This is a genomic window from Sandaracinaceae bacterium, from assembly GCA_020633055.1.
Taxonomy (GTDB): domain Bacteria; phylum Myxococcota_A; class Polyangia; order Polyangiales; family Houyiibacteriaceae; genus JADJJE01.
Genome location: JACKEJ010000012.1, coordinates 198,926 through 221,733, shown reverse-complemented (window position 1 = coordinate 221,733; position 22,808 = coordinate 198,926). Strand labels below are relative to the sequence as shown.

Sequence of the window (22,808 nt, the reverse complement as noted above, 5' to 3'; positions counted from 1 at the left end):
TCCGGAGGACGCACATCCCTGGGCAGGGCCTTCCGAGCGCCGCCGAGTGCGCGCCGAGTGGACCCTTTAAATCCGTAGACCGCCGGCCGGACCAGGGTCATAGTCGTGCGTGATGGGTTCACTGGACCGCACACAGCCCGAGGAGCTGACGCCGTTCGTGGTGGTCAGCTCGCCAGAGGGGCTCCGAGTGGTGGAGCTCGAAGCCGGGCGACCGCTCTCCGTGGGCAGCGCCGCCGACGCGAGCGTCATCGTGCGGGGCGCGGGTGTCCTGCCCCTGCATGCCACCCTCCTGTGGCAGGAAGACAGCGTCACGCTCGACTGCTTGCCAGGCGCGTCCGTTCACGTCGGGGGCAAGGCCGCGGAGCCGTCTCAGCTGCTCGAGCCAGGCGAGGACGTCGTCGTGGGCGACACGCAGCTGGTGCTGGGCATCCCCTCCACGCTGGACGCCGTGCGTCGCCGCACGCTCACGCACCAAGAGTTCCGCGAGCGGCTGTACGAAGAGCTGGCCCGCGCCGGCCGGCAGTCGCGGCCGACCACCCTGATCATGGTCAGCACGCCACCGGGTGGGGGGAACATCGTGGCCGAGCGCGCTCTCGAGAGCTTCCGCGCGGGCGACGTCGTAGGCATCTACGCCCAGGACGAGCTCGAGTTCCTGCTCCCGGACACGGCCCTCGGCACGGCCAGCACCGTGGTGGAGCGCCTGCTGGACGGCCTCGAGGGGGTCAGCGTGGGCCTGTCCGTAGCGCCGCTCGACGCCGACCAGCCCGAGCGGCTGTTCTGGTCCGCCCGCAGCGCGCTCGAGGCCGACGCCGCCCGTCAGCGGAGCGCGCGTGAGCGCCGCGAAGAGGACACCGGGGAGGTGACCGGCGACGTCTCGCTCGAAGAGGCGACGGACACGCTGCGCGCCGCGCTCGACGACGTCCCGAGCGACAGCACCTGGCTGCTGCTCACGGGCGAGATCAGCACGGGCAAGGGTCTGGCCGCGCGCATCGTCCACGAACGCGGCCCGAACCCGGACGGGCCCTTCGTCACGCTCTACTGCTCGGAGCTGTTCGACGCCGACAGGCTGCGCTTGGCGCTCGGAGACACCGAGAACCCGGACGCTGATCGGGACGGCGCCGACTCGACCGCCCGCATCGACGCCGCGCGTGGGGGCACGCTGCTGCTGGACGAGCTGGGCGACCTCCCGCGCGAGGCCCACGTGGCCATGCGCAAGGCCCTCTTGGCGCGACGCGACGCTTTCCGCGTCATCGGCACCACGCAGCGCGCCATCGCGGGCTTGGTGGCGCGGGGCGCATTCGACGCGGAGCTGTTCTCGCTGTTCGCCAGCCCACCCGTGGAGCTGCCGCCCCTGCGCACGCGCACCGCGGACATCCTGCCGCTGGCCACGCGCTTTGCGCTCGAGGCCGGCTCGCCCGCGCCCGTGCGTTGGTCGCCCGGCGCCGTCGCGCGGCTGCGTAGCTATCCCTGGCCGGGCAATGTGCTGGAGCTGAAGAACGCCATGCACCGGGCGGTGAAGCTGGCCGGCCATGGCGAGTTGCTGGGCGAGCACATGCCGGCCGAGCCCATGCCCATCGCGTCCAACCGCGGGCGCCTGCGCGAGCACGTAGACGGCATGGAGCGCGACGCCATCATCAAGACGCTGGCCGACTGCAACCACAACCAGACACACGCGGCCAAGGCCCTGGGCATCTCGCGCCGAGCGCTCATCTACAAGATGGAGAAGTTCGGGCTCAAGCCGCCGCCACGCAGCGGGCGGCGCACCACCACGCGGCCCGACCCGCTCCCCTGACGGCCCCGGAGGACGGTCCGCGTAGACGCTCGGCGCACGAGGGCCACGCACGCGGCCGACCAGGCCCCGGAGAGCGCTCGAGAGGTGCCCATCTCCCCTCCCCGGGTGGCCCGCGTGCAGCGTCTGAGGTAAGACCCCCGCTCAGATGTCGAAGGATTCGCCGCCCGACAAGCGTGAAGTCGCGCGCTCGCTCCTGTTGCGGGGCAGCATGTTCGTGCACCTCGACCCGCGGGTCGAGGGTGTGGTCGTGCCCCCCTGGCTGCGCAAGCAGCCGCAGCTCGTCCTGCAGCTGGGGCTGGACATGGTCGTACCCATCGTCGACCTGCGCATCGACAAGGACGGGGTGTACGGCACCCTGTCGTTCAACCGCTCCCCCTTCACGTGCATCGTCGGCTGGGACGCCATCTTCGCCCTCGCCGGCGACGACGGACGCGGCATGGTGTGGCCCGAGTCCATGCCCCCCGAGATCCTCGCCGAGGTCGAGCGTGAGGCTGGTCGTCGTGGCCCCGTGCCACTCAGCGCCGTGGCCGACCTCGAGGACGACTACGACGACTACGACGATGAGGACGACGACGCCGACGAGCGGCACGCCAAGGGGCGCCCCGGCAACGTCATCCGGCTGCAGCCCAAGCTGAGCGCGCTGCAAGGGGGGCTCAGCCCACAGGCGAAGCCCAGCCCGAGCACCGCGCCGCGGCCGGCGTCGGTGCCAGCGCCTCCCGCGCCGGGAACGGACGGTGGGGTGCGCGAGCGCGACACGCTCGAGCTGCTGGAGCTGGGCTCTCTGCCCGAGGATGACTCGCCGTCGTCCACCGACGAGGCGCCGTCCGCCCCCGAGCATGCGAGCAAGGCCGCTCGCTCCTCGAGAAAGGGTAAGCGCGACGCCGCGCCGCCAGAGCCGCCCTCGGCTCGGCCCAGCGCGCGCCCCGAGCCTGCCACGGCCGCGGCGCCCCCGAGCCGCGGAGACGGCGACGACGAGCCGGAGCCCCCCGGCCCGCGCGGGTCGCACCTGCGGCTCATCAAGTAGGCGCTGCGGAGGGGACGCGGCCAGCGGCAGGTCGACGGGCGACGCCCCACGGCTCGGCCCCGTGGTGTGCGTACGCATCGCCACGCTCGCGCGGCCGACACACCTGCCCCTTGCGCCGGGCCCCAGCGGTCCCCATAGTCCGCAAGCCTTTGACAACACGAGTCTCTCTCGCGCCGGTCGCACCAACCGGCCGAGCGCTCGTACCTTGGGCGAACCCAGGGGGCGATCGGTTTCGACGGGGATGCAGAAGGATTGGTTGCGTGACCGTCGGCCTGAGCACGACGTAAATACGTTCAGGAACCCATAACTGCCAACGATAACGCAGTTGCTCTTGCGGCCTGAAAACCCATGAGCCGTCGAACCCGCGAGCCCGTCAGCGCTCTCGGGCAAGACGTCATTCGAGCTGACTGGCTCTCTCGGGCGTGACCCGACGAGAGAGTGAGACAAAGGGACACTAGCGGTAAGGCGAGCCTGTTCGTGGGCGCAAGCTGCTGCGAAATCTCAAAACACGAAATACGCACGTAGACGCCTCTCTGGAACGTTCTCGGACGCGGGTTCGATTCCCGCCGCCTCCACCATAATTTCAACAACTTACGCTCGCTGGTGACAAAACCGGTGACAAAAGTGTCCTGACAACCGCCGGTCCACTCCATCGGCAAAGAGTCGGGCCCTCGGTTCCCACGCCGCAACGAACCGGGCCGTTCGTTCGTCTTCGACCTTCCGCCTTCGGACGACGCCACGTTGCGGCTGTGGACAGCCGTACATGTTGCGGAGGTAGCGTTCCTCCACGGCGAAGACAGCCTGTGCGTCCCGGCGCTCGAGGGCTCGGTGAAGCGCCAGGTGCACGGGAGTTGGCAGCAACACCAGGTTCACGAGTGCGTTGTTGGCGCAGTCGAGGTCGCGATGATGGACGTCCTCCTCGTCAGCCAGCGGACGCCCCAGCAGTTGCTGAACGACCAGGCGGTGCTCCCAAACCCAGACGGGAGCCCGCTGGCTCCCAGCAAAGTGCCCCCATGCCCGAACGTACCCTTGTTCGGTCTGCTTGCGCGCGAGGACCTCGGCGTCGGGGTCGATCACCTGCGGGTTGCGTTTCGCTCCAGATTCCATGAGTGCTCCACCTCCATGGACGCGCCTTCATGGCTCCGTCCGCCGCAGACTCCGTCTCTACCACGCTTGTGGAGCAATCGAGGACAACGATCACGCTTCCGTTGGCTGATGAGCAGGCCCTCGCAGACAACTCCGAGCGCACGCTCTGCCTTCGCCATCGCCAAGAGGCCCCGTCGTTCCGTGGGCTTAGCCGACGACACGCGCCTAGGGCTGGGAGCGATGTGGCTCCGAGACACGCGCCGCCCGATGACGGCGAGAGACGCACCGGCCGCTCAGCAACGGCGAACGGACGCTGTCGGCGCCTCGACGCTCACGAGAATTGACCCGGGTCTGCTCACGAGAAATGACCCACCCCGCGTGAGCGACCTCGACGTCGGCTGACCACAAACGCGGCGGAGCGCGGCGGGTACCGGACGCTGCGGGATGGCTCGCAAGCGTCCCTGCCAGATCTGCCGCTGCTGGTTCCTGCCGCATCCCCGCGCTGGGGACCGACAGCGCGTGTGCGGCAAGCCCGAGTGCCAGCGTGAGCGTCACCGGCGTTCTTGCGCGGAGTGGCACTCGCGGCACCCGGGGTACGACCGCGAGGAGCGGCTGAGGAAGAAGGTGCGACCGGCACGGGAGGGGTCGCGGCGGGACCCGGAGGTGGACCCGCTGACGGAAATTGACTGGGAGGCGGCGCGAGACGCAGTGGGCGCGGAAACCACTATTTTCATGGAGGAAACTCAGAAAGTAGTGGTCGCGTGGGCGCGAGACGTAGTGCGCGCGGAAACACCTAGAATCAAGGGCGAAATCGTCAAACAACTGAACAGACGTTCGCGAGACGCGATAGGTGAGCGGGCGCCGCCCGGATAGCCATGGGGCGTGCAGCTCGAGCTCCACCAGCTCCATCTGAAGTACGCGGCCTTGCGGCTGACGGACCGCGCGCGGCGGGCGGCGCTGATGGCGAGCCTGTCGAGCGATGGGCAGCAGCTGCCGGTCGTCGTGGTGCGGACGGATCATGCGGACCGGTACGTCCTGATCGACGGGTACCAGCGGGTCGGCGCGCTTGCGGCGCTGGGGCGCGACGTGGTCGAGGCGGCGGTGATCGCGATGCCGGAGGACCTCGCGCTCGCGATGAGCCATCGGCTGCAGAAGAGCCGGGAGCCGAGCGCTCTCGAGGAGGGCTGGTTGCTCGCGGAGCTCGTGGTCGGTCACGGACACACGCAGGGGTCGCTGCCGACGCTGCTCGGTCGAGACAAGAGCTGGGTGAGCCGCCGACTCGCGCTGGCAAACGCGCTGCCGGAGAGCGTGCAGGCCCGGGTCCGTGAGGGACGGGTCGGGCCGCGGGCGGCGACGCGCACGTTGGTGCCGTTGGCGCGCGCCAACGCCGAGCACTGCGCGCGCCTGGTCGAGAACCTACCGCGCCCGGCGCCGAGCGCGCGTGCGATCGAGCGGCTCTACGAGGCGTGGCGCAAGGGCGACCCGGACGTGAAGGCCCGCATCGTCGACAAGCCCGGCCTCTGGTTGCGCGCCAACGAGGAGCGGGATGGGGACGGCGAGGCGGAGCCGACGTTGCTGGGCGACCTGAGCATGCTCGCGTCGATCGCCGCGCGCGCGGGTCGACGGATCGACGGCGGCGCGATGGCGACGATGACGGCACGGGAGCGTCGACGGTTCGAACGGATCGCGCGCGAGGCGCGCCACGCGTTCGGCGGGCTGATGGCGCGCCTCGCCGAGAGCGACGAGGACGCCGACCACGAAGACGCGGCGGCGACGTCGCGAGCCGAGGAGATGAAGGATGCTCGATCGAGAGACCCGCATCGCGATCCTGCGACTGCAGCGTGAGGGCCATGGCCCGCGGATGATTGCCCGTGCCGTCGGCGCGAGCCGCAACGCCGTGCGCAAGGTGCTTCGAAGCGGCGAAGCCGACGTGCCGGGGATCGACCGGAAGATGACGCTCGACCCGCACCTCGAGACGGTCCGCGGGCTACACGAGTACTGCGGCGGGAACCTCGTCCGGGTGCACGAGACACTGCTCGACAAGAAGATCGAGGTCGCCTACGCGACGCTGACGCGCTTCTGCCGGGAGCACGGCATCGGGGTCAAGGAGCGGCTGCCCTTCGGTCGCTACGAGTTTGAGCCGGGCGAGGAGATGCAGCACGACACGTCGCCCCACGTGGTGCGGATCGGCGGGCGCCTCACGCCGGTGGACTGCGCGTCGCTCGTGCTCTGCTTCTCGCGGCTCCAGTACGCGCAGGTCTACCCGCGATGGTCGCGCTTCGAGTGCCGGGCGTTCTTCACCGAGGCGCTCGTCTACTTCGGCGGCGCCGCCGGCCGATGCGTAATCGACAACACGTCGGTCACGCGTCTTCGCGGCACGGGCAAGGACGCGGTGATCGCGCCCGAGATGGAGGCGCTCGGCAAGCGCTTCGGCTTCTTCTTCATGGCGCACGAGCTCGGCGACAAGAACCGCTCCTCGCGCGTCGAGGGGCCCTTCAACCACATCGAGAAGAACTTCTATGCCGGCCGCGACTTCGCAGATGTCGACGACCTCAATCGTCAGCTCCGCGACTGGTGCGTGCGCGTCGCGAACAAGCCGAAGCGCTCCCTCGGGTGTGCGCCGATCGACCTCATCCAGGTGGAGCGCCCGCGGCTGCGCCCGCTCCCCGTGCACGTCCCCGAGGTCTACGAGACGTACGCGCGCCGCGTCGACACCGAGGGCTACGTCAACCTCCACACCAACCGCTACTCCGTCCCGGCGCGCTCCGTCGGCCGGCGAGTTCAGGTGCGCGAGACGATGCACGCCGTCCGCATCTACGACGGCCACGACCTCATCGCCGAACACGACCGTAGGCAGCCCGGAGCGAGGCGGCGGATCCTGCTGGAGCAACACCGGGGCGAGCGCCGCGGCAGGTCACGCGACCGCAGCATGACCCCCGAGGAGCAGACGCTCCGCGCCGCGTCGCCCACGCTCGGTCGCCTCGCCGATGAACTTCGAAAGCGCCATGGAGGAAGGGCGATTCGAGCGATGAAGCAGCTCCACGCCATGTGGCTCGACTACCCGCTCGACCCGCTCGTGAGCGCGGTCGAGGACGCGCTTCGCTACGGCCTGGTCGACCTCATGCGCATCGACTCGATGGTGCTCGAGCGGGTGCGCGGCGACTTCTTCCGACTCCCCGCGAGCGACGACGTGGAGGTCGACGACGACGCTCCCGTGTCGCCCGCGTCCACCCCCGAAAGCGAACGAGACGATGCCACGAAGACAACCGCCGAAGCCGCCGAGCAAGGCGAGCAGACCGACGAAGCCGACCGAGACGACGGAGATCATCGAGACGAAGACTGAGCTCGACGACGACCTCGACCAGCTCCTCGAGAGCCTCAAATTCAAGCGGCTCCGCGAGGTCCTTTCCCGCGAACTCGCACGCGCCGAACGCGACGCGCCGAGCTACGCGGACTTCCTCCGGCGCATCCTCCGCGAGGAGCTCCAGGACCAGCAGATGCGCTTCCTCGAGCATCGGATCCGCCGCGCGAAGCTCCCCGAGCGATGGGTCCTCGACACCTTCCCGTGGAAGCGGCAGCCCGCGGTGAAGCGCGCCGCGATGGAGCAGATCGCGGAGCTCGACTTCGTGCCCCGCGCCGAGAACCTCGTCTTCGTCGGACCGACCGGCGTGGGCAAGACCGGCATCGCCAGCGCGATCCTCCTCCGCGCCCTCGAGCACGGATACCGCGGCCTCTTCATCAAGGCCCAGGACCTCTTCGACGAGATGTACCAGAGCCTCGCCGACCACTCGTCGCGACGCCTGCTCAACCGCCTCTCCCGCCTCGACCTCCTCCTGATCGACGAGATGGGCTACCTCAACCTCCGCCCCGAGCAGAGCAACATCTTCTTCAAGCTCATGGAGGAGCGCTACGGCCAGCGCGCTACGATCATCACCACCAACCTCGACTACGACGACTGGTACGACTTCCTCGGCAACAAGCCCATGGTCGCCGCCCTCCTCGACCGACTCCGCCACCACTGCCACACGATCCGCATCGACGGCCCTTCGCTCCGCGACCCGTCCGGCTGATCTCGACGAGCTGCCCGATGCACGACGGCCGCGCCCCGACGATGGGGTGCGGCCGTCCGTGATTTGACCGGCGCCGCTCCCGAGCCGCGGACGTCACGAAACGCGGATCGGAGGTGGGTCAGTCTTCGCGAGCAGGGGTGGGTCAGTTCTGGCGAGCGTCCAGGGTCGGCGGTCTTTCGGCTCCCGAACGTCACACCCCGGCGGTACCCTCCCCGCTCGAGCATGTCGGACCCCAGCACCGAGCCACCGTCGGACTCTCCCGCTGCGCACACGGAGCGCTGGCAGGAGGCCGTGACCCGCCGCGTCCGCGCGTTGCTGCGCACCGCCCCGCTCCACGCGCCGGAGCGTCTTCAGCGCCTGCGCGACGCGGATCTCGGCTCGGTGGACGTACGGTCGCTCGTGCTGCGCGCGTTGGACGTCACCATCGAGGAGATGGGCCTCGGTGCCGGAGCTCGTCGTCTCGATGTACACCGCGCGTTCGGCGAGATGCTGGCGGCCGGAGGGTCGCCCCTCACGCGTGAAGAAGCCGCTGGCATCGCGGATGTGGTGGTGGACGCGCTCCTGAACGAGCCGCGACGCACCGCGTTCTCCGAGCCGTACATGGACTGGTCGGGTGACACGCCCACGCAGCGTCAGCTCGAGTGGAAGCTGCTCCAGGAACAGGAACTGTCTGACGGCCGCTTCGTGCTGCAAGCCACCACGGAGGGCATCAACGTCTACACGGGCATGCTGGAGTACGACGTGCGGGACGCGCAGGTGGCCGAGGAGGCGGTTCTGCACGCGCAGGTTCGCCGTGGTCGCATCCGGGACGCGGTGCAGACCGCCCGCAATGCGCGGCTGCGTAGCATCGAGCTGCAAGAGCAGCTGGTGCGGCTGCTGAAGGTCGTGGAGCGTGACGTGGCGCAGCTGCGCTGGGAGGTCGACATCGGCCAGCATCTCGAGGCGTCGCGGGAGCACCTGGGCGAACGCATGGACGCCGAGCGCAAGCTGCGCGCGATGGTCAGCGAGCGCCGCATCACCGCGTCGGATGCGGATGCGCCCCGTCTGGCCGAACTGGAAGACATCATCGAGGACTGCTTGGGCCGGCACATGCGCTTGCAGGGGCACGTCATGCGCGCGGTGCCCGCCTTCTTGGCGGAGCAGGAGCGGCAGATCTTCCGGCCGCGGGCGCTGGTGGCGCTGCCGGACCTCGAGGCCGACGTGCTGCGCCCAGCGCTCGGTCTCCCGGGAGGTCTGCTCAGTGACCTGACGCCAGACCTGTTGCGTGCGTTCTTGCCCGCCGCCGCTCCGGCTTGCCTCTATGTCCCACAGCTGCTGGACCGGCTGCTGGCCCCGCCTCGACAGCCTGTCCCCGAAGCGGTGACGGTAGAGGACGAGGTGCTCGAGCTGCTCGAGGACGTAGCGCCGTACTACAGCGCGGAGGACGAGCGGCTGGTGGCCGAGCTGCTGAGCGAGGTCGACGAACGCGGTCTCGCGATGACGGCCGCACTCGAGCGCATCCGGGCACGCGGGGCCGGGCCACGTGCTTCCGGCCTGCTGGTGCTGAAGGCGCTGCACGCGTTCTCCCCCGAAGGCGACACCGAGGGGCTCGAGACAATACGCAGCGGCGGCACGCTCCACGACGAGGACTATGTCGGCGACGAGCTCACGCTCTACCGAGGCACCGCGTGAAGGCAGACGACGCGCACGACCTCGGGCTGCTGCTGCGCTTCGCCCTCACGCCGCGCAGACGCCCCTCGCAGGACCCGCAGTACCATCAGCTGGTGCAGCGCATGCAGCGGGACAGCGCGTTCGCGGACGCGTTCGGTCGCTTGGCGGAGGGCGCCGGGCTCATCGTGCTCTCCGCAGACGACTACGGGGTGACCTTGGGGTGCACGGACGACAGCCCCTTCGCCATGCGCCTCGCCGACTTTCGGGGCGGGATGAGCGCGGCCGACCGCGCGGTGTACGGGCTGGTGTTGCTCGCCATCGCTGCGTGGTGCTTTCCGAAGGGCAGCGACCTGGACGACGTGAGCGCCGGTGCACGTCGGATCGACGTCGTGGAGCTGACGGAGTTCTTGGTGGAGCTTTGCGAGCGGCTTCGAGACGAGCACAAAGAGGACGCCGAGGTCGTGGAGGGCGACGAGGAGTTTCGCGAGGCGTGGCGCCTGGTACTCGAGGGCGTGGCCAGCAAGCCGAGCGCGAGCGGGCGACGCGGGTCCACGACACTGGCGGGCAAGGTCAAGCACACCCTCGAGAAGCTGCATGACGCGGGGCTGGTGGTGCGCGATGGTGAGGCGTCGAGCGAGCGCTACCGCAGCACGCGTGCGCTCCGCACACAGCTTCGCGAGCTGGCCGCTCACGAGGGCTTTCAGCGGGTGCAGAACGCAGGTGAACGGTCCGTGCCAACGGGTGGAGCAACCGCCTGATGCCCAAGCTGCGCCGCGTTCACTTCGCCTCCATCGGCTGGCCCGATGCACGCCTCGCGCCCCTGGGCTTGGACCTACGCGACGATCGTAGCGGGGCCACGGACTCGGTGCTGTGGCTGCGCAATGGCGGCGGCAAGTCGTCCATCCTGAACCTGTTCTTCAGCACGTTTCGTCCGGGGTTGAGCGACTTTCTGGGACGCGCGGTGGAGGGGCAGCGCCGCCACCTGGCGGACTACGTAGCTGCCGATGACAGCGCCTTCGTCCTCACCGAGTGGGAGCTGGACGCCCCCGTGGCCGCACCGCGAACGCTGATTGTGGGCCAGTCGCTCGAGTGGCGCGACGGCGCGAAGTCGGCGGACCCTTCGCGACTCCAGCGTCGCTTCTTCAGCTTCTTCACGGACGACGAGCTCGGTTGGCCCAGCATCCCGGTGCAGGGGCTCGGGGATCCGCCGTGCACGACGCAAGAGGCATTCGTAGGCTGGCTGCGCGCACAGCACGCAGAGCGCCCAGCGCGCGAGGTGGTGGTGGAGGACAGCCAACGCAAGTGGGGTGAACACTTGCTGGCGCTCGGCTTGGACCCCGAGCTGTTTCACTACCAGCTCAAGATGAACCGGCGCGAGGGCGCCGCGGACGAGCTCTTTCGGTTCCCCACGGCCACGGCGTTTGTGGAGTTCTTCATCGAGCTGACGCTGGACACCTCGCGCGCGGCGGTCATCTCGTCGCACCTGGGAGACCAGCGTGACCGCCTGGCGCAGTTGCCCGCGCAACGGGCGGAGCAGGCGTTCATCCTCGAGGTAATCGCGGTGCTGGGTCCGTTCCGTGAGGCGTGCGCGCGCCTCAGCACCGCGGAAGGAGCGGCAGAGAAGGCCCGCGAGCAGGCGCACCGCGTGGCGGCCGGGCTGTTGCAGCTGCGCAGCGAGCTCGATGACGCGCACGCTGCTGGCATCGAACGTGTGGCCGCCGCCGCGGAGCAGAAGCGTCAGGCGGACAACGAGGCACGGCGCGTGGCCCGCTGGGCGGAAGGGCTCACCCGATCGGCGGAGCGGCACGATCTCAGCGAAGCTAAGGACCACCAGCAGCGCGCGGTGGAGTTCGAGCGCGCGAGGAGGCGGGATCTCGCCTTGCGCGAGGCGTGCCGGCCATTCCGCGCGCAGCTGGCACTGGAGGACGAGCGCCGCTTGCTCGTGGAGCAGCTGGCTGCCGAGGAGTCGGCGCGGGCGCCGCAACTGGATCAACTGAAACAGCGCGGCTCGGACTACGTCACGGTTCTGTCGCGCGAGCTGGACCACACCGACGGGCTCATCGCCAAGTACGAGGCCGAGCGCGAGAACGCCGTGATTGCGGAGCGCGCGCTGCAGACGCTGGTGAATGACCAGGCACGTATCGCCGCTCGCGCCGAGGCCGACGAAAAGCACGCGCGCGAAGCCATCGGTCGCCGGGACAGCGCTCGACAACGGCTGACCCAGGACGGCCTGTTGGAAGCCTACGAGGACGTGGCCGCGGCCGTGGCCCGTTGGGAAGCCAAGAAGGCTGCGGCAGAACGAGAGGCCGAGGAGGCGTGCAACGATCGCGATGCGCAGGCGCAGGCGCTGGAGGCGCTAAGCACCGAGAGGAGCGCCACCGTCGCGGACCAGGCCACCACCCGGGGGAGCGCGTCGCGGGCGCGCGAAGATGTGAGGGCGGCCCTAGCCGAAAAGGAAGTGCTGGATGCCGATCCACTCCTGTGTGAGGTCGAGGAGTGCGAGCGGGCCGACGGCTTCGCCGGTGGGGTGGAGGGGCGCCTCCGGGACGCAGCGGCGAACGCGGACAAGCAGCGCATGGACAGCCGCGTCGCTGGGCTCTACGACGAGCAGGCGCTCCGCACCTTCGAAGACACCGGGCTGTGGCCCGCGCCGCGCGACGTGGACCGCGTGGTGCAGCGACTGCGCACAGCCGGTGTGGACGCGTTCTCAGGCACCGAGTACCTGGCCCGCAACCTGCGCGACGACGCGGCGAAGAAGCGAGCACTCATCGAGGCGGCCCCTGACACGTTCTTCGGAGTCATGGTGCCGGCGGATGCCCTCGACCGGGCCCAGCTCGTGCCTGGGCTTTCGGATGAGCTGCTCGGGCCCGTCGCCGTGCGTTGCTACACGCTCGTCGCCCCGAGCCATACGCACGAGGGCTTCGTGGTGGGCCCAGGAGATGACGCGGCATTCCACCACGGCGCTGCCGCGAAGCTGCGTTCCTCGCTCGAGGAGCGCGTTGCCGCTCGGGCGCGGGCGCAGGCGCTTGCCCAAACCCGTGCAGACCGGCTGCGGGCGCTAGCCGACGATGTGCAACGCTTCGTGGCCCGCTGGGGCGACGGCAAACTCGACGCTGCGGTGGAACGCGCCGACGCCCTCGCGCGCGAGCTGTCGTTGCTGACGGCGCGCATCGAGCGGCAGGACGAAGAGATGCGGGTCTGCCGCCTGCGGAGGGACGCTGCAGAACGCATCGTGGGCGACGCCCGCTCCCGCCTCGGGGCCTCCGAGCTGGCTCTGGCGAGGCTCACGGAGCATGAGCGCACGCACGAGCGCGAGCTGATGCGTCATCGCGACGCGGTGGCTGCGGCCGCCAAGACACTCGCAGAAGTGGACGCCAAGCGGCGCCAACTTGACGCGGAGATCGCCGAGCAGGTGGCGCGCCGGGACACCGCCCGGGACCGCTGGAGCCACACGCGACAGCGCGCGAACGAACTCACGCGGACACGAGACGGCGTGGGGTACCGGCGCGAGGACACCAGCGATGCATCGGGCAGCGGGGAGCTGCCGAACCTGGATGTGGCGGCGCAGCGCTATCAGGTCGCGCTCGAGGTGTACGAAGGGCTGGTGAGCGACAGCCGGCTGCGTGGTCGCCTCGACGGGGTGGAGGCCAACCTCGAGACCCAGAGCCGTCAGTTCGCCCAGGCACTCGGCGCCGAGTTCACGCGTAGCGACGTCGAGTCGTTCTCGCAGCTTGCGGAGAGCCGGCTCGACGACCTGATCGTGGAGGCGAAGACCGCCGCGGAGCACGCGTCGGCGCGCCGTCTGCAAGCCGAGCAGCGCACGCGCGACGCCCACGCGGTGGTCCGGCGCCACGCCGACCGTGCCCGCGACGCTGACGACCTGCCCATCGGCGAAGACCCGCCCACTACGGCGGCTGCGAGCCGCGTACGGGCGGACGAGCTGCGCGAGCAGAGCCGCGCGCTGCAGGAGCAGGCGCAGACGTGGGACGCCCAGGGCAAGGAGGCCCAAGCCCTTCTATCGCGCATCGAGCTGCGCCAGCAGCGTGCCGCGAACGACCTCAAGCGCATCGCGGACAGCTGCGATGTCGCGCCCGCAGTGCCAGCTTCCCACGCCGCGATCGATCGCGACTCGGAGGACAACGCGTCCACCACGGTGGACGAGACGGTACAGACGTGGAAGGCGTGCCGCGCAAGCGTGGAGGCCTCCCTCGCCGAGGCAACACGGTTGCGGGAGGCGCTCCAAGCGCTGGCGACCGACCCCCGCTTCGCCGACCAGAAGCACAGCCTCAAGCAGCACCTCGGCGCTCCGCTGGATGCCTTGCGTACTGCAGCTGCGGGCTACCATGGCGGCCTGGTGGAGCGCGTGGCGGCGCTGGCCAACGAGATCGCAGGCGTGGAACGTGACCGGGACACGATCGTGACCGAGGTACTGACCGTGGCCGACGAGGCCGTGGCCATCCTCAAGAGCGCCGAGCGCGCCAGCCGCTTGCCGGAGTCGCTCGGAGCCTGGGGCGGTCAAGCGTTCTTGCGCGTGGACCTCGAAGTCCCCACCACGGACGACGAGCGGCGCGCGCGGCTGGGCCCGCTCGTGGACGAGCTGGTGCAGTCGGGCAAGATCCCCGGCGGACTCGAGCTGGCGCAACGCGCGGTGCTTCGCCTACACGGCAGCCGCAGCCTACGCGTGACCATCCTCAAACCTGAGCCGTCGCGCCGTCTGGAGCGGGTGGACGTGGTGTCCATGATGAACTTCAGCGGTGGCGAGCGCCTGACTGCGGCCGTGTTGCTCTACTGCACCCTGGTGCGGCTGCGAGCCGAACGACGGGGCACGCACCGGAGCCTGCGGGGCAACGTGCTGTTGTTGGACAACCCAATAGGCACTTGTTCGAGCGTGCCGCTGATCGAGCTCCAGAGGGAGGTGGCGCAGGCCATGGGGACTCAGCTGATCTACACCACGGGCGTGGACGACCTTGCCGCGCTGGCGCAGCTCCCCAACGTGGTGCGGCTGCGCAACGCGCATCGTAGCCAGCGGGGCAACCGGCACGTGACGCTCGGGGCGGACGACCAGGGCGAGGGGGTGGTCGCCGCGCGCGTTGTCCGACGGAGACGCGAGGCGTGAGCGCCTTCCTCGAGGCGTTGCTTCGACACGGCCACGGACGTGCGCGGGTCGCCCTCGACGATGTGTGGCGAGCCTTCGTGGAGGCGGACCCTGTGTCGGCAGCGAGCACGGACAAACGCGCGCTCTTGCGCAAGGCGCTGGGTGCCCTCGTGGACACGGGGGTGGTGCAGCTGCCCAGCACCGCGCGCCGCTGGGACCGCAGCGCGGAGCCACCGTTGCCCCTATGGGTGCAACACGTCCGCGAGGCGACACCCCGCGTAGCGCAGCCAGACACGGCGTGGGCTCCGGAGCTCGAGTTCGCGCGCAGCGTCACGAACCCTAAGCAGCTCGCGTCGCTCGCCCGTGTGCAGGCCTGGCTCGCGAGGGGAGGACGCGAGCGCCCTCTGGTCCCCGCGCGCGAGCGCGCCCTGGACATCTTTGGCCATGAGAAGGCCATCGACGGAATGGCGCGTAGCGCGCTCTTCGACCCGGGACGCCTAACGTACACCCTGCTGCGGTGCTTCCCGGTCTCGCCGCCCATGGTGCACCGCGCCGAGCCCCAAGCGCCGCCCGTCGCGCTCATCGTCGAGAACCACCACACCTACCACTCGTTCGTGCGCTGGAACGAGCGCGCCAAGCGCTACCGTGCGGTGGCGTACGGCTCCGGCAAGGCGGCCGTGCACGGCATCGGAGCGTTCGCCCAGGACCTGCACGCGCTCGGGGTCACGACCGTCGAGTACTTCGGTGACCTCGACCGCGCCGGCATCCAGATTCTTCGTGCGGTGGCTGAGGCTGCAGCGGAGTGTGGCTCACCGCCCATCCACCCAGCGGCAAGCTGGTACGAGCTGCTGGTGGAGCGCCGGGCGATGGTGGTCCCGCTGCGTGACGACACCGTGGAGGAACCGTTGAGCTCCGACCTGGTGACCTGGTTCACCGACTCGCTCAGCGCGGCCGGACGAGAGACCGTGGTGGAGCTCCTAGAGGCGGGGCTCCGGCTGCCACAGGAGCTGGTCGGGTGGGAGTGCCTCGCGGGGTTAGCGTTGGAAGGACGTTAGCGCCGAGAAGAGACCGAGGCGGCGCTGAACTAGGGATGCGGACACCAGGCGGGAGCACGCGACGAACCCACCAAATCGGTCGGATACCTTGTCCGCATCGGCCGGGGCGGCGCGTCCATCACCCGACATGCATGAACAGGAGCCGAGATGAGCCACGGTGGTGGTGGGCGTGTTCACGTGCGGGCTGCTCGGGTCCAAGTCCTCACTATCGTAGGCGATGGTGCGCAGGGGCTGGTAGTCTGCCCGCAGCAGGGGCGCCAGCCGTGCGACACTGTGCAGTCCACCGCACGCACCCTGCGCAAGCTCGTCAAGGCCGACCGCCTTCATCGCGGACCGCAAGCCGACGCCATTCCTCTGCTCGAAGTCCTAGTCACGAACGTGCCCGCGATACTGGGGGCCGATGGACGTCGTGCCAGGGACCCTCTTGAAAGGTCTCAGCCAACTCGCGGCATCGTCACTACCATCGCAGCGTCAGTGTTGGAGGCGCCTCATCCAATGCTTCGGCGAAGTCTGACCGGAGGTCACCGCGTCGGCGTGCCGGAATTATCGCCAGCAGCAGCACGACAACACCACTACCACACAAAGCGCCGAAAATTGTCTGCCGTCGCCCTGTTGGATGAGTATTTCCAACAAGCGCAAGCAATCCACTCCCCACGAGGAGACCACCCAACGTAGCCGCGGCACGAAGTCGAAGCGTGTACTCAGATTCACGGGCCATGAACGCGTCTTCGTCAACAACAACCTGCCCGAGCGCCGTGTTTCCATGAGAGATCAACACTGCTGCCATCAGAAGTGAAATAGTAGCGTTCTTCATACTCGCACTCCCATCGTCTAGAGTATTAGTTCACCCGTCCGCCGGTCGAACACTTCAACCTTTGAAGGCAACCCTTCCCCTCCGGACACGGATCGTTCATAGATCTCGAATAGCTGAAGCGATGCATCGACAGCGCGGCGAGCGCGGTCCGTTTGACCTCTCCCGAACGTCACCCACCCGTCACCGATATGCGCGTGTAGGAATGACTCGCCACCAGCATGATCGACCACGTTGGAACCGTCGCTCGGAGGCCATGGAACATCGAACCCGTGCTCGGGCGACTGCGAGTCCTGAACGGTATGCATTGCCGCTCCCAAGTGTCGCATTGCTTGCTCCCGGTCACCAGCGAGCCCAGCCTCGATCGCAGCGAGCAACTCTCTGTTCACAAACTCGTTCGCAAGCGAGATGCTCTCCTCACGAGTCCTACCACGATCACGCATTGCGTGTTTGTGCTGATGATCTGGCCTCTGATCGCGATCTACATCCAAATTTCCAGCAATGACGGCACCAATGTCTTGGCGAGACAAACTCGACACTCCACGAAGCGCTCTGCGCGTTATCTGTCGGTGCACCCACTTCGACCAGTTTCCGCTCTCATCGACCATGGACAAGGGTGATGAGTTCATGGGAACATAGCGGTTCGCGCCACCCAGGATGAACAGATGTGACTGTTGTGTAGTAACGATTTCAAACAACGGGTCTGCGGCGGTCCATCGGCCGAGCCTGGTGTCCAGGTACCGCGCGGAGTGGTAGCTGAGCCCGGTGCTTCCATCGCGCTCCTGCCCGGTGTAGCTGCGGTCGGGGAGGTGCGCGGACTGGGCCCTTGGATGCCCATAGGGGTAGTGCTCCATACGCTGGAGGACGTCGCCTGCTTCGTCGGTGGAGAGGACGACGCTTCCGAGGTGGTCGCCGTGCCAGTACTCGACGAGCGGCTCCTGTGCGATGAGGAGGGTACGGGCTGCGGCGCGGAGGGTGTCGTCGACGCTGCGCTGGCTGTCCACTCCAGGCACGCCACTCACGCCGGCTTCGTTGGCGCGTACGACCCATGCGTCGGCGGCGGTGACGCGGCCGTCGCCGCCTGCGGGGGCGCCGTCGGAGTGGGTGGTGGGCGCGAAGAGGGCGCTCTCGACCTTGGCGACGCGCTCGCCGTTGAGGCTGACGTAGACGGTGACGATGCCGTCGCGGACCTCGAGGTCGGGGCGCAGGTAGTGGGTGCGCTGGCCGTCGTCTTCCTTGAGGACGCGGTCGCGGGTGGCGCCGTAGGCGAAGCGGGCGACGGGCTCGCCGGAGTCGTCGTTGTCGACGGCGCTGAGCCGCCCCATGAAGTCCCAGGTGTTCCGCTGGCCTTCGCGGGTGAGCATGTTGCCGGCTTCGTCGTAGGTGTAGGTCTGTGCGCCACCTGCGGCTTGGCTCGAGATGCTGGAGACGGCGTGGGGGCCTGCGCCGGTGCCGTCTTGTCCGTAGCCGAGCTCACCGAGGTGCATGAGGCTCTCGCGACCGCGGTCGGAGCGCTTCTCCACCAGGTTGTCGATGGTGTCGTAGGCGTAGCTCAGGGACTCGGCGGTGAGACGGCCTTCGTCGAGGTGCGCGGCGGTGAGGCGGTAGAGGGCGTCGTACTCGAAGCGGCCTGCGCTGGTGGACTCTGTCGCCTCGGCCGGGCGCGCGTCGTTGAGGGTGACCAGGTGGTCGGCGCGGTTGAAGCGGTAGCTGTAGTCCTGGAGCGTGCCGCTCGGGCCGTTGGTCTCGAGGGTGTCGAGGCGTAGGCGCGCGTCGTAGGTGCGGACGGTGCTGGTGCCGTTGGCGAAGTTGACGCGTGCGGGGAGGTTCTGGGGGTTGAAGGCGACGGAGGTGACGATGCCTGTGACGGATCGCTCGCGGGAGAGACCGTCGTGGGTGCGTGCGAGGGAGTAGCCGCCCGGGTAGGTGGTGGCGGTGATGCGGTTGGCGTTGTCGAAGGTGTCGCTGACGGTGTAGCGGACGCCTTCACGCAGCGAGTGCGTGGTGACGAGGCGGCTGCGCGCGTCGCGCACCATGCGGTCGGCGCCGCGCTCGCCGTCGAGCAGCGGATACGACACGCTGGCGGCCATGCCCTCCGAGTATACGCACTCGGTGCAGGCGACGTCGCGGTCGTAGCGGGTCTCGACGACGGTGCGCATGGGGTCGCGTTCGTCCCAGAAGGCGGTCTGGCGGTTGGCCTCGTCGAAGCTCGAGCGGGTGGTGACGCCGCGCGCGTCGGTGCGGGTGAGGGGGTTGTTGGCGTCGTCGTAGGTGAAGCGCGTGATGCCGCTGTCGGGGTGGGTGACCTCGGCGATGCGGCCGGCGAGGTCGTACACCTGCCACTGCTCGTTGCCGTGGTCGTCGAGCAGGCTGCGGATGCGGCCGAGCGCGTCGTAGCGGAAGCCGATGACCACCGGCGGGCCCTCCGCCGCGAGCAGACGCTCGAGCCGCAGCGTGCGGCCGAGGCCGTCGGCCACGGTGGTGGTGGGCGTGTTCGCGTGCGGGCTGCTCGGGTCCAAGTCCTCGCCATCGTAGGCGATGGTGCGCAGGGGCTGGTAGTCCGTGCGCAGGGTCGTCGCCGTCCCGTAGACGCTCTCGTCGGGCTGCGTCACGTGCAGCACGCGGCCCGTGGCATCGAACTGCGAGCGCAAGACACGCACGCCCGTGGGCGCGCTGCGGTCGCATGCGGCGGAGGTGCCGAGGTAGGGCTGGTAGACGCGGCTGGGCTCGCCCTGGATGTTGAAGGTGACGTAGCCGGTGGCTTGGTACGTCCCGTCGCCGACGGCGGTGCGGTTCTGGACGGTGCGGCCCATGCCGTCGACGCAGTTCACGGCTTCGAGGTCGGGCGTGGGGCTGCCGGACACGCTCCGCGTGCGCGTGATGATGCGGCTCACCGGCTCGACCAGGTCGTAGGCGTACTCGGTGGTGGGCGTCGCGAGCGTGTCCCCCGGCTGCGCGATGCCTGTCACCCGCCCGTACTCGTCGTAGCCGTAGGCCGTCTCGCGGCGCTCGCTCATGTTGGTGGTGCCGACGACGCGCATCCACGCGGTGGAGCTCGTGATCTGCTCGAGCAGCGGCTCGTACGCCACCTCCATGCGGAGAGCATAGAAGTCGCTGCGCACGGCCGGGTCGTCGAAGAGGCGCAGCTCCGCGGTGGGCAGCACGCCGTCGGCGTCGTACTCCATCCGCACGTCGTGGCCGTTCGGGTCGCGCGCAACGGTGACGTTGCCGTGCGCGTCGTGCGCCAGGCGCGCGGTCTGGATGAAGTAGCTCCCGCCTGCGTCGCGACGTGCTTCGGTCCGCCGCGGGGTCCCGCGCGTGAGCGTCTGCCAGGGCAGGCCCACGAAGTCCGGCCCGTCGTAGTACGTGCGCTCGTCCGTGACCTCGGCACTCCCCTCCACGCCGTACATCTGCTTCTGGTACACGGCGCGCAAGATCCACCGGCCGCTCGTCGCGCTGCCTGGCGCGATGAAGCGCTGGATCTCGTGCATCTCGTCGCCGCGGCAGCTGGCGTCGCAGGGCTCACCCTGGACGTCGGGGCTGCGCCCGTTGCAGGCGGTGCACGCGCCCCCGCCCACCGCCGTCACGCCCAGCTGATGCTTCTCGGTCTGGTTGCCGTAGCCGTCGTGCGCGTAGGTCTCTTCGAGGGTGACCCACTCGCTCGCGGCGGCGCCCTCTTGGATCACGGTGGTCTTGCGCTCGGGGCACAGCCAGCGGATGGGGTACGTCACGCCCGCCGTCGCGATCTGCGCGAGCGGGCAGTCCGCGTACACGTAGGCCTCGGTCGACAGCACGCGCCCGTCGCTCTCCACCTGCTTGTCGGTCACGAGCCCGTGCCGGTAGCGGTCGGTCACGCCGAGGTCGAAGTGGTGCACGCTCCGGCCGTCCTCCATGGAGTCGTCGCCTTCCGCGAAGACCTCCACCTCGCCGAAGCCACGAAACTGGCTCTCCTCGCCGTCGTAGTAGCCGTCGCGGTAGTGCATGCGCTGGATCTGGCGCACCTGCGAGAGCGTGTCGTACGTCGTCAGCTGCTCGAGCACGAGCATCGCGTGCGGCAGCCGGTGCTCCCACGCGTCGGGCCCGCCGTCGCGGCCCATGTGCGCAACGGTCGTGCCGTAGGTCATCTCGATGACCTTGCCGATGCCGTTGTCGATGCGGTTGAGGAGGTTCGGGTGCTCGGGGAAGAGCTCCACGTACGTCACCATCCCCGACGCGTTGATGTACACGACGTCGTTGCTGCCCGAGCCGTTCATGTCGGCGAAGCGGATGCTGACCTCGCTCGTGCGCTCGGGCAGCGAGCCGTTCAAGTCCGCCGAGGACAGCGTCTCCATCGGCTCGAACTCGGTGCCGTCGCAGTTGAGGGCGAAGCGGATCTCGGTGCCCTGCACAACCACGACGTCGGTGAGGTTGTCGCCGTTGAGGTCCGTGAACTCCATCTCCGCGGGCGTCAGCGTGCCCGGCAGCCCGAACATCTCGCGCGCTGCAGAAGCGAAGTCGCCGTGGCCCAAGTTCATCCAGTAGAAGACCGCGCCCTGCACCGCTTGCACCACGTCCACCATGCCGTCGCCGTTCATGTCGACGAGGCGCAGGCCGTCCGTGCTGAAGCTGCGGCTCACGCCCGCGATCGGCGTCGCCGCTTGATACACGCCGTTGTCGTTGCGGTGGAACCACGCGCCGCCGCTCTCGAGGTGCACCACGTCGATGGCGCGGTCGTAGTCCACGTCCAGAAAGCGCTGGTTCGCGTCGGACGTGAAGCTCGGCAGGCCCGTGTCCATCAGCGCCTGCGCGTCCCAGTCGCCCGTGCCGCGCCCGAACAACACGCGGTCGTTCAGCCCGTCCACCATGTCCACGAACCCGTCTCCGTTCAGGTCCACCATCTGCACTTCCGGCGAAGACAGCGCCATCGCTCCGCTGCCCGCCGTCGCGCTGGTCCGTACCGGCGACAGCGACGTCTCTCCCGTCGCGCTCACCGTCTGCACGAACAGCTGGTGCACCCCGCCCGTCGTGTCCACCACGTCCGGCAGCGCGTCACCGTTGATGTCCAGCAGGTCCGCGTCACCCGTGCGGAAGTCCACGCCTACGCTCCCGATCGACCGCACGTACGCCCGCTCGCAGCCCGGCGCGCCGCTCGCGCACCCCGGGTCGAAGCCGCGCGTGTACGCGAAGCGAAAGAAGATCGGATACGGGTCCACGTCCCCCGTCCCGTACGTCGTCACCCGCGCCAGCCGCGTCAGCCCGCCCGTCAGCGTGTACGGCTCGTAGCTCAGCTGGTAGCGCCGCAGCTGCGTGCCCTCCACCAGCACGCGCACGTGCCGCAGCCGCCGGTTCAGCAGCACCTCCACGCCCGGCTTGCCGTCCGAAAGCACGTCCTCGCGTGCTTCGTACTCGAGCTCCACCTCGTAGCGCGGGTCGCTGCCACCACGGAACACCCAGCCGATGTGCACCACGTACGGGCGCCCGCCGTCGAGCTCGTAGTCGTACCGGATCCGGTGGTCGTACGTGTCCACCATCTCCACCAGCCCGTACGAGTACGTCCCGCGCGAGCCCGCCATCCGCGACTCCGGCACGAGCACGCCCGCCGCCGTCGCGCCGTAGTACCCCACGCGCCCGTCCGGGAACTCCGCCCGCCAGTAGCCCTCGCGCCCGTTGCCCATCGCCCCGTCCGCGCCCAGCCACGTGTAGCGCACGAACCCGCCCTCGAACCGCGCCCGGTACGTGCTCGACCCAGGCAGCCGCACCAGCTCCGTGCCCTCGTGCGCGAACAGGTCCGCCGCGTCGTAGTCCGGCACCCCGCGCGACGTCATCCGCTCGATGCTGTCCACGCCGCCCAGCGACCAGCCGAGCCCGACCGAAGACTGCCCGCCCGTGCTCGCGTAGCTCAGCCGCAGTGACGGCGCGAACCCGTTGTACCCACCCGGCACCGAGAACGGCACCCCGTACGACACCACGCCCATGTTGAAGTTGATGCTCGCGTCTTCGCCCACACCCTCCAGCGAGCCTGGCCCGCTCGGCAGCTTCAGCCGCGACGGCGAAAGGCCCCCGCCCTCATCCTGAGCTTGCGCGGCCGGCCCCTGGAAGAGTCCAAGCGCCGCCACCAAGCTCAGAAGACCGAGAACACGCTTCGCCATGGGCACCCTCGAAATCAACAAGTCATCTCCACGTGCGCGAGCTCGCATCGCTCTCGTCACAGCGTGACAAGCGCCCCGCCCAGGCTCCCGCCCTGCC

The 22,808-nt window shown here is 69.3% G+C and carries 11 protein-coding genes and 1 other RNA gene; 10 read left to right on the top strand and 2 right to left on the bottom strand.

Annotated features, from left to right (window positions below; genetic code table 11):
• Positions 1 to 112 precede the first annotated feature (112 nt).
• The 3 genes from H6726_27285 to ssrA all read left to right on the top strand — a co-directional run bounded on the left by H6726_27285 (position 113) and on the right by ssrA (position 3,394).
• A complete protein-coding gene (locus H6726_27285) occupies positions 113 to 1,792 on the top strand; it encodes a sigma 54-interacting transcriptional regulator (protein MCB9661381.1) in 1,680 nt (559 codons plus the stop codon).
• A gap of 145 nt (positions 1,793 to 1,937) precedes the next feature.
• Positions 1,938 to 2,816 carry a hypothetical protein gene (locus tag H6726_27280; GenBank protein MCB9661380.1) on the top strand — a complete coding sequence of 293 codons (879 nt, stop codon included), beginning with the start codon at positions 1,938 to 1,940 and terminating at the stop codon, positions 2,814 to 2,816.
• 218 nt (positions 2,817 to 3,034) lie between these two features.
• Positions 3,035 to 3,394, top strand: a transfer-messenger RNA (tmRNA) gene (gene ssrA, locus H6726_27275).
• Between the two features lie 13 nt (positions 3,395 to 3,407).
• On the opposite strand, the gene H6726_27270 is transcribed toward ssrA, so the two are convergent.
• Positions 3,408 to 3,923, bottom strand: a complete 516-nt coding sequence (locus H6726_27270; protein ID MCB9661379.1) for an HNH endonuclease — start codon at positions 3,921 to 3,923, stop codon at positions 3,408 to 3,410.
• Between the two features lie 861 nt (positions 3,924 to 4,784).
• On the opposite strand from H6726_27270, the gene H6726_27265 reads away from it, so the two are divergent.
• From H6726_27265 to H6726_27235, 7 genes are all read left to right on the top strand, one after another.
• The gene (locus H6726_27265) at positions 4,785 to 5,747 is read left to right on the top strand and encodes a ParB/RepB/Spo0J family partition protein (GenBank protein ID MCB9661378.1); all 963 of its coding nucleotides are present in this window, start codon (positions 4,785 to 4,787) and stop codon (positions 5,745 to 5,747) included.
• Complete coding sequence (locus H6726_27260) at positions 5,701 to 7,245, top strand: IS21 family transposase (GenBank protein MCB9661377.1); 1,545 nt, start codon at positions 5,701 to 5,703, stop codon at positions 7,243 to 7,245. Before H6726_27265 ends, H6726_27260 begins: the two co-directional genes overlap by 47 nt.
• The gene (locus H6726_27255) at positions 7,154 to 7,972 is read left to right on the top strand and encodes an ATP-binding protein (GenBank protein ID MCB9661376.1); all 819 of its coding nucleotides are present in this window, start codon (positions 7,154 to 7,156) and stop codon (positions 7,970 to 7,972) included. The genes H6726_27260 and H6726_27255 overlap by 92 nt, the downstream gene beginning before the upstream one ends.
• Before the next feature lie 222 nt (positions 7,973 to 8,194).
• The gene (locus tag H6726_27250) at positions 8,195 to 9,643 is read left to right on the top strand and encodes a hypothetical protein (protein MCB9661375.1); all 1,449 of its coding nucleotides are present in this window, start codon (positions 8,195 to 8,197) and stop codon (positions 9,641 to 9,643) included.
• Positions 9,640 to 10,380, top strand: a complete 741-nt coding sequence (locus H6726_27245) for a hypothetical protein (GenBank protein ID MCB9661374.1) — start codon at positions 9,640 to 9,642, stop codon at positions 10,378 to 10,380. Before H6726_27250 ends, H6726_27245 begins: the two co-directional genes overlap by 4 nt.
• Positions 10,380 to 14,738 (top strand): hypothetical protein, encoded by a 4,359-nt coding sequence (locus tag H6726_27240; GenBank protein MCB9661373.1) that lies wholly within the window; start codon positions 10,380 to 10,382, stop codon positions 14,736 to 14,738. The genes H6726_27245 and H6726_27240 overlap by 1 nt, the downstream gene beginning before the upstream one ends.
• Positions 14,735 to 15,772 (top strand): hypothetical protein, encoded by a 1,038-nt coding sequence (locus H6726_27235; protein ID MCB9661372.1) that lies wholly within the window; start codon positions 14,735 to 14,737, stop codon positions 15,770 to 15,772. Before H6726_27240 ends, H6726_27235 begins: the two co-directional genes overlap by 4 nt.
• Positions 15,773 to 16,603: 831 nt before the next feature.
• Here the strand turns inward: H6726_27235 and H6726_27230 are convergent.
• A complete protein-coding gene (locus H6726_27230; GenBank protein MCB9661371.1) occupies positions 16,604 to 22,711 on the bottom strand; it encodes a VCBS repeat-containing protein in 6,108 nt (2,035 codons plus the stop codon).
• Between the last annotated feature and the right edge of the window lie 97 nt (positions 22,712 to 22,808).

Excerpts from the sequence above, each read along its gene's own strand:
- H6726_27280 (MCB9661380.1), top strand. The coding sequence starts at position 1,938 with ATGTCGAAGGATTCGCCGCCCGACAAGCGTGAAGTCGCGCGCTCGCTC.
- H6726_27240 (MCB9661373.1), top strand. The coding sequence starts at position 10,380 with ATGCCCAAGCTGCGCCGCGTTCACTTCGCCTCCATCGGCTGGCCCGAT.
- H6726_27260 (MCB9661377.1), top strand. The coding sequence starts at position 5,701 with ATGCTCGATCGAGAGACCCGCATCGCGATCCTGCGACTGCAGCGTGAG.
- H6726_27270 (MCB9661379.1), bottom strand. The coding sequence starts at position 3,923 with ATGGAATCTGGAGCGAAACGCAACCCGCAGGTGATCGACCCCGACGCC.
- H6726_27250 (MCB9661375.1), top strand. The coding sequence starts at position 8,195 with ATGTCGGACCCCAGCACCGAGCCACCGTCGGACTCTCCCGCTGCGCAC.
- H6726_27230 (MCB9661371.1), bottom strand. The coding sequence starts at position 22,711 with ATGGCGAAGCGTGTTCTCGGTCTTCTGAGCTTGGTGGCGGCGCTTGGA.
- H6726_27255 (MCB9661376.1), top strand. The coding sequence starts at position 7,154 with ATGCCACGAAGACAACCGCCGAAGCCGCCGAGCAAGGCGAGCAGACCG.
- H6726_27285 (MCB9661381.1), top strand. The coding sequence starts at position 113 with ATGGGTTCACTGGACCGCACACAGCCCGAGGAGCTGACGCCGTTCGTG.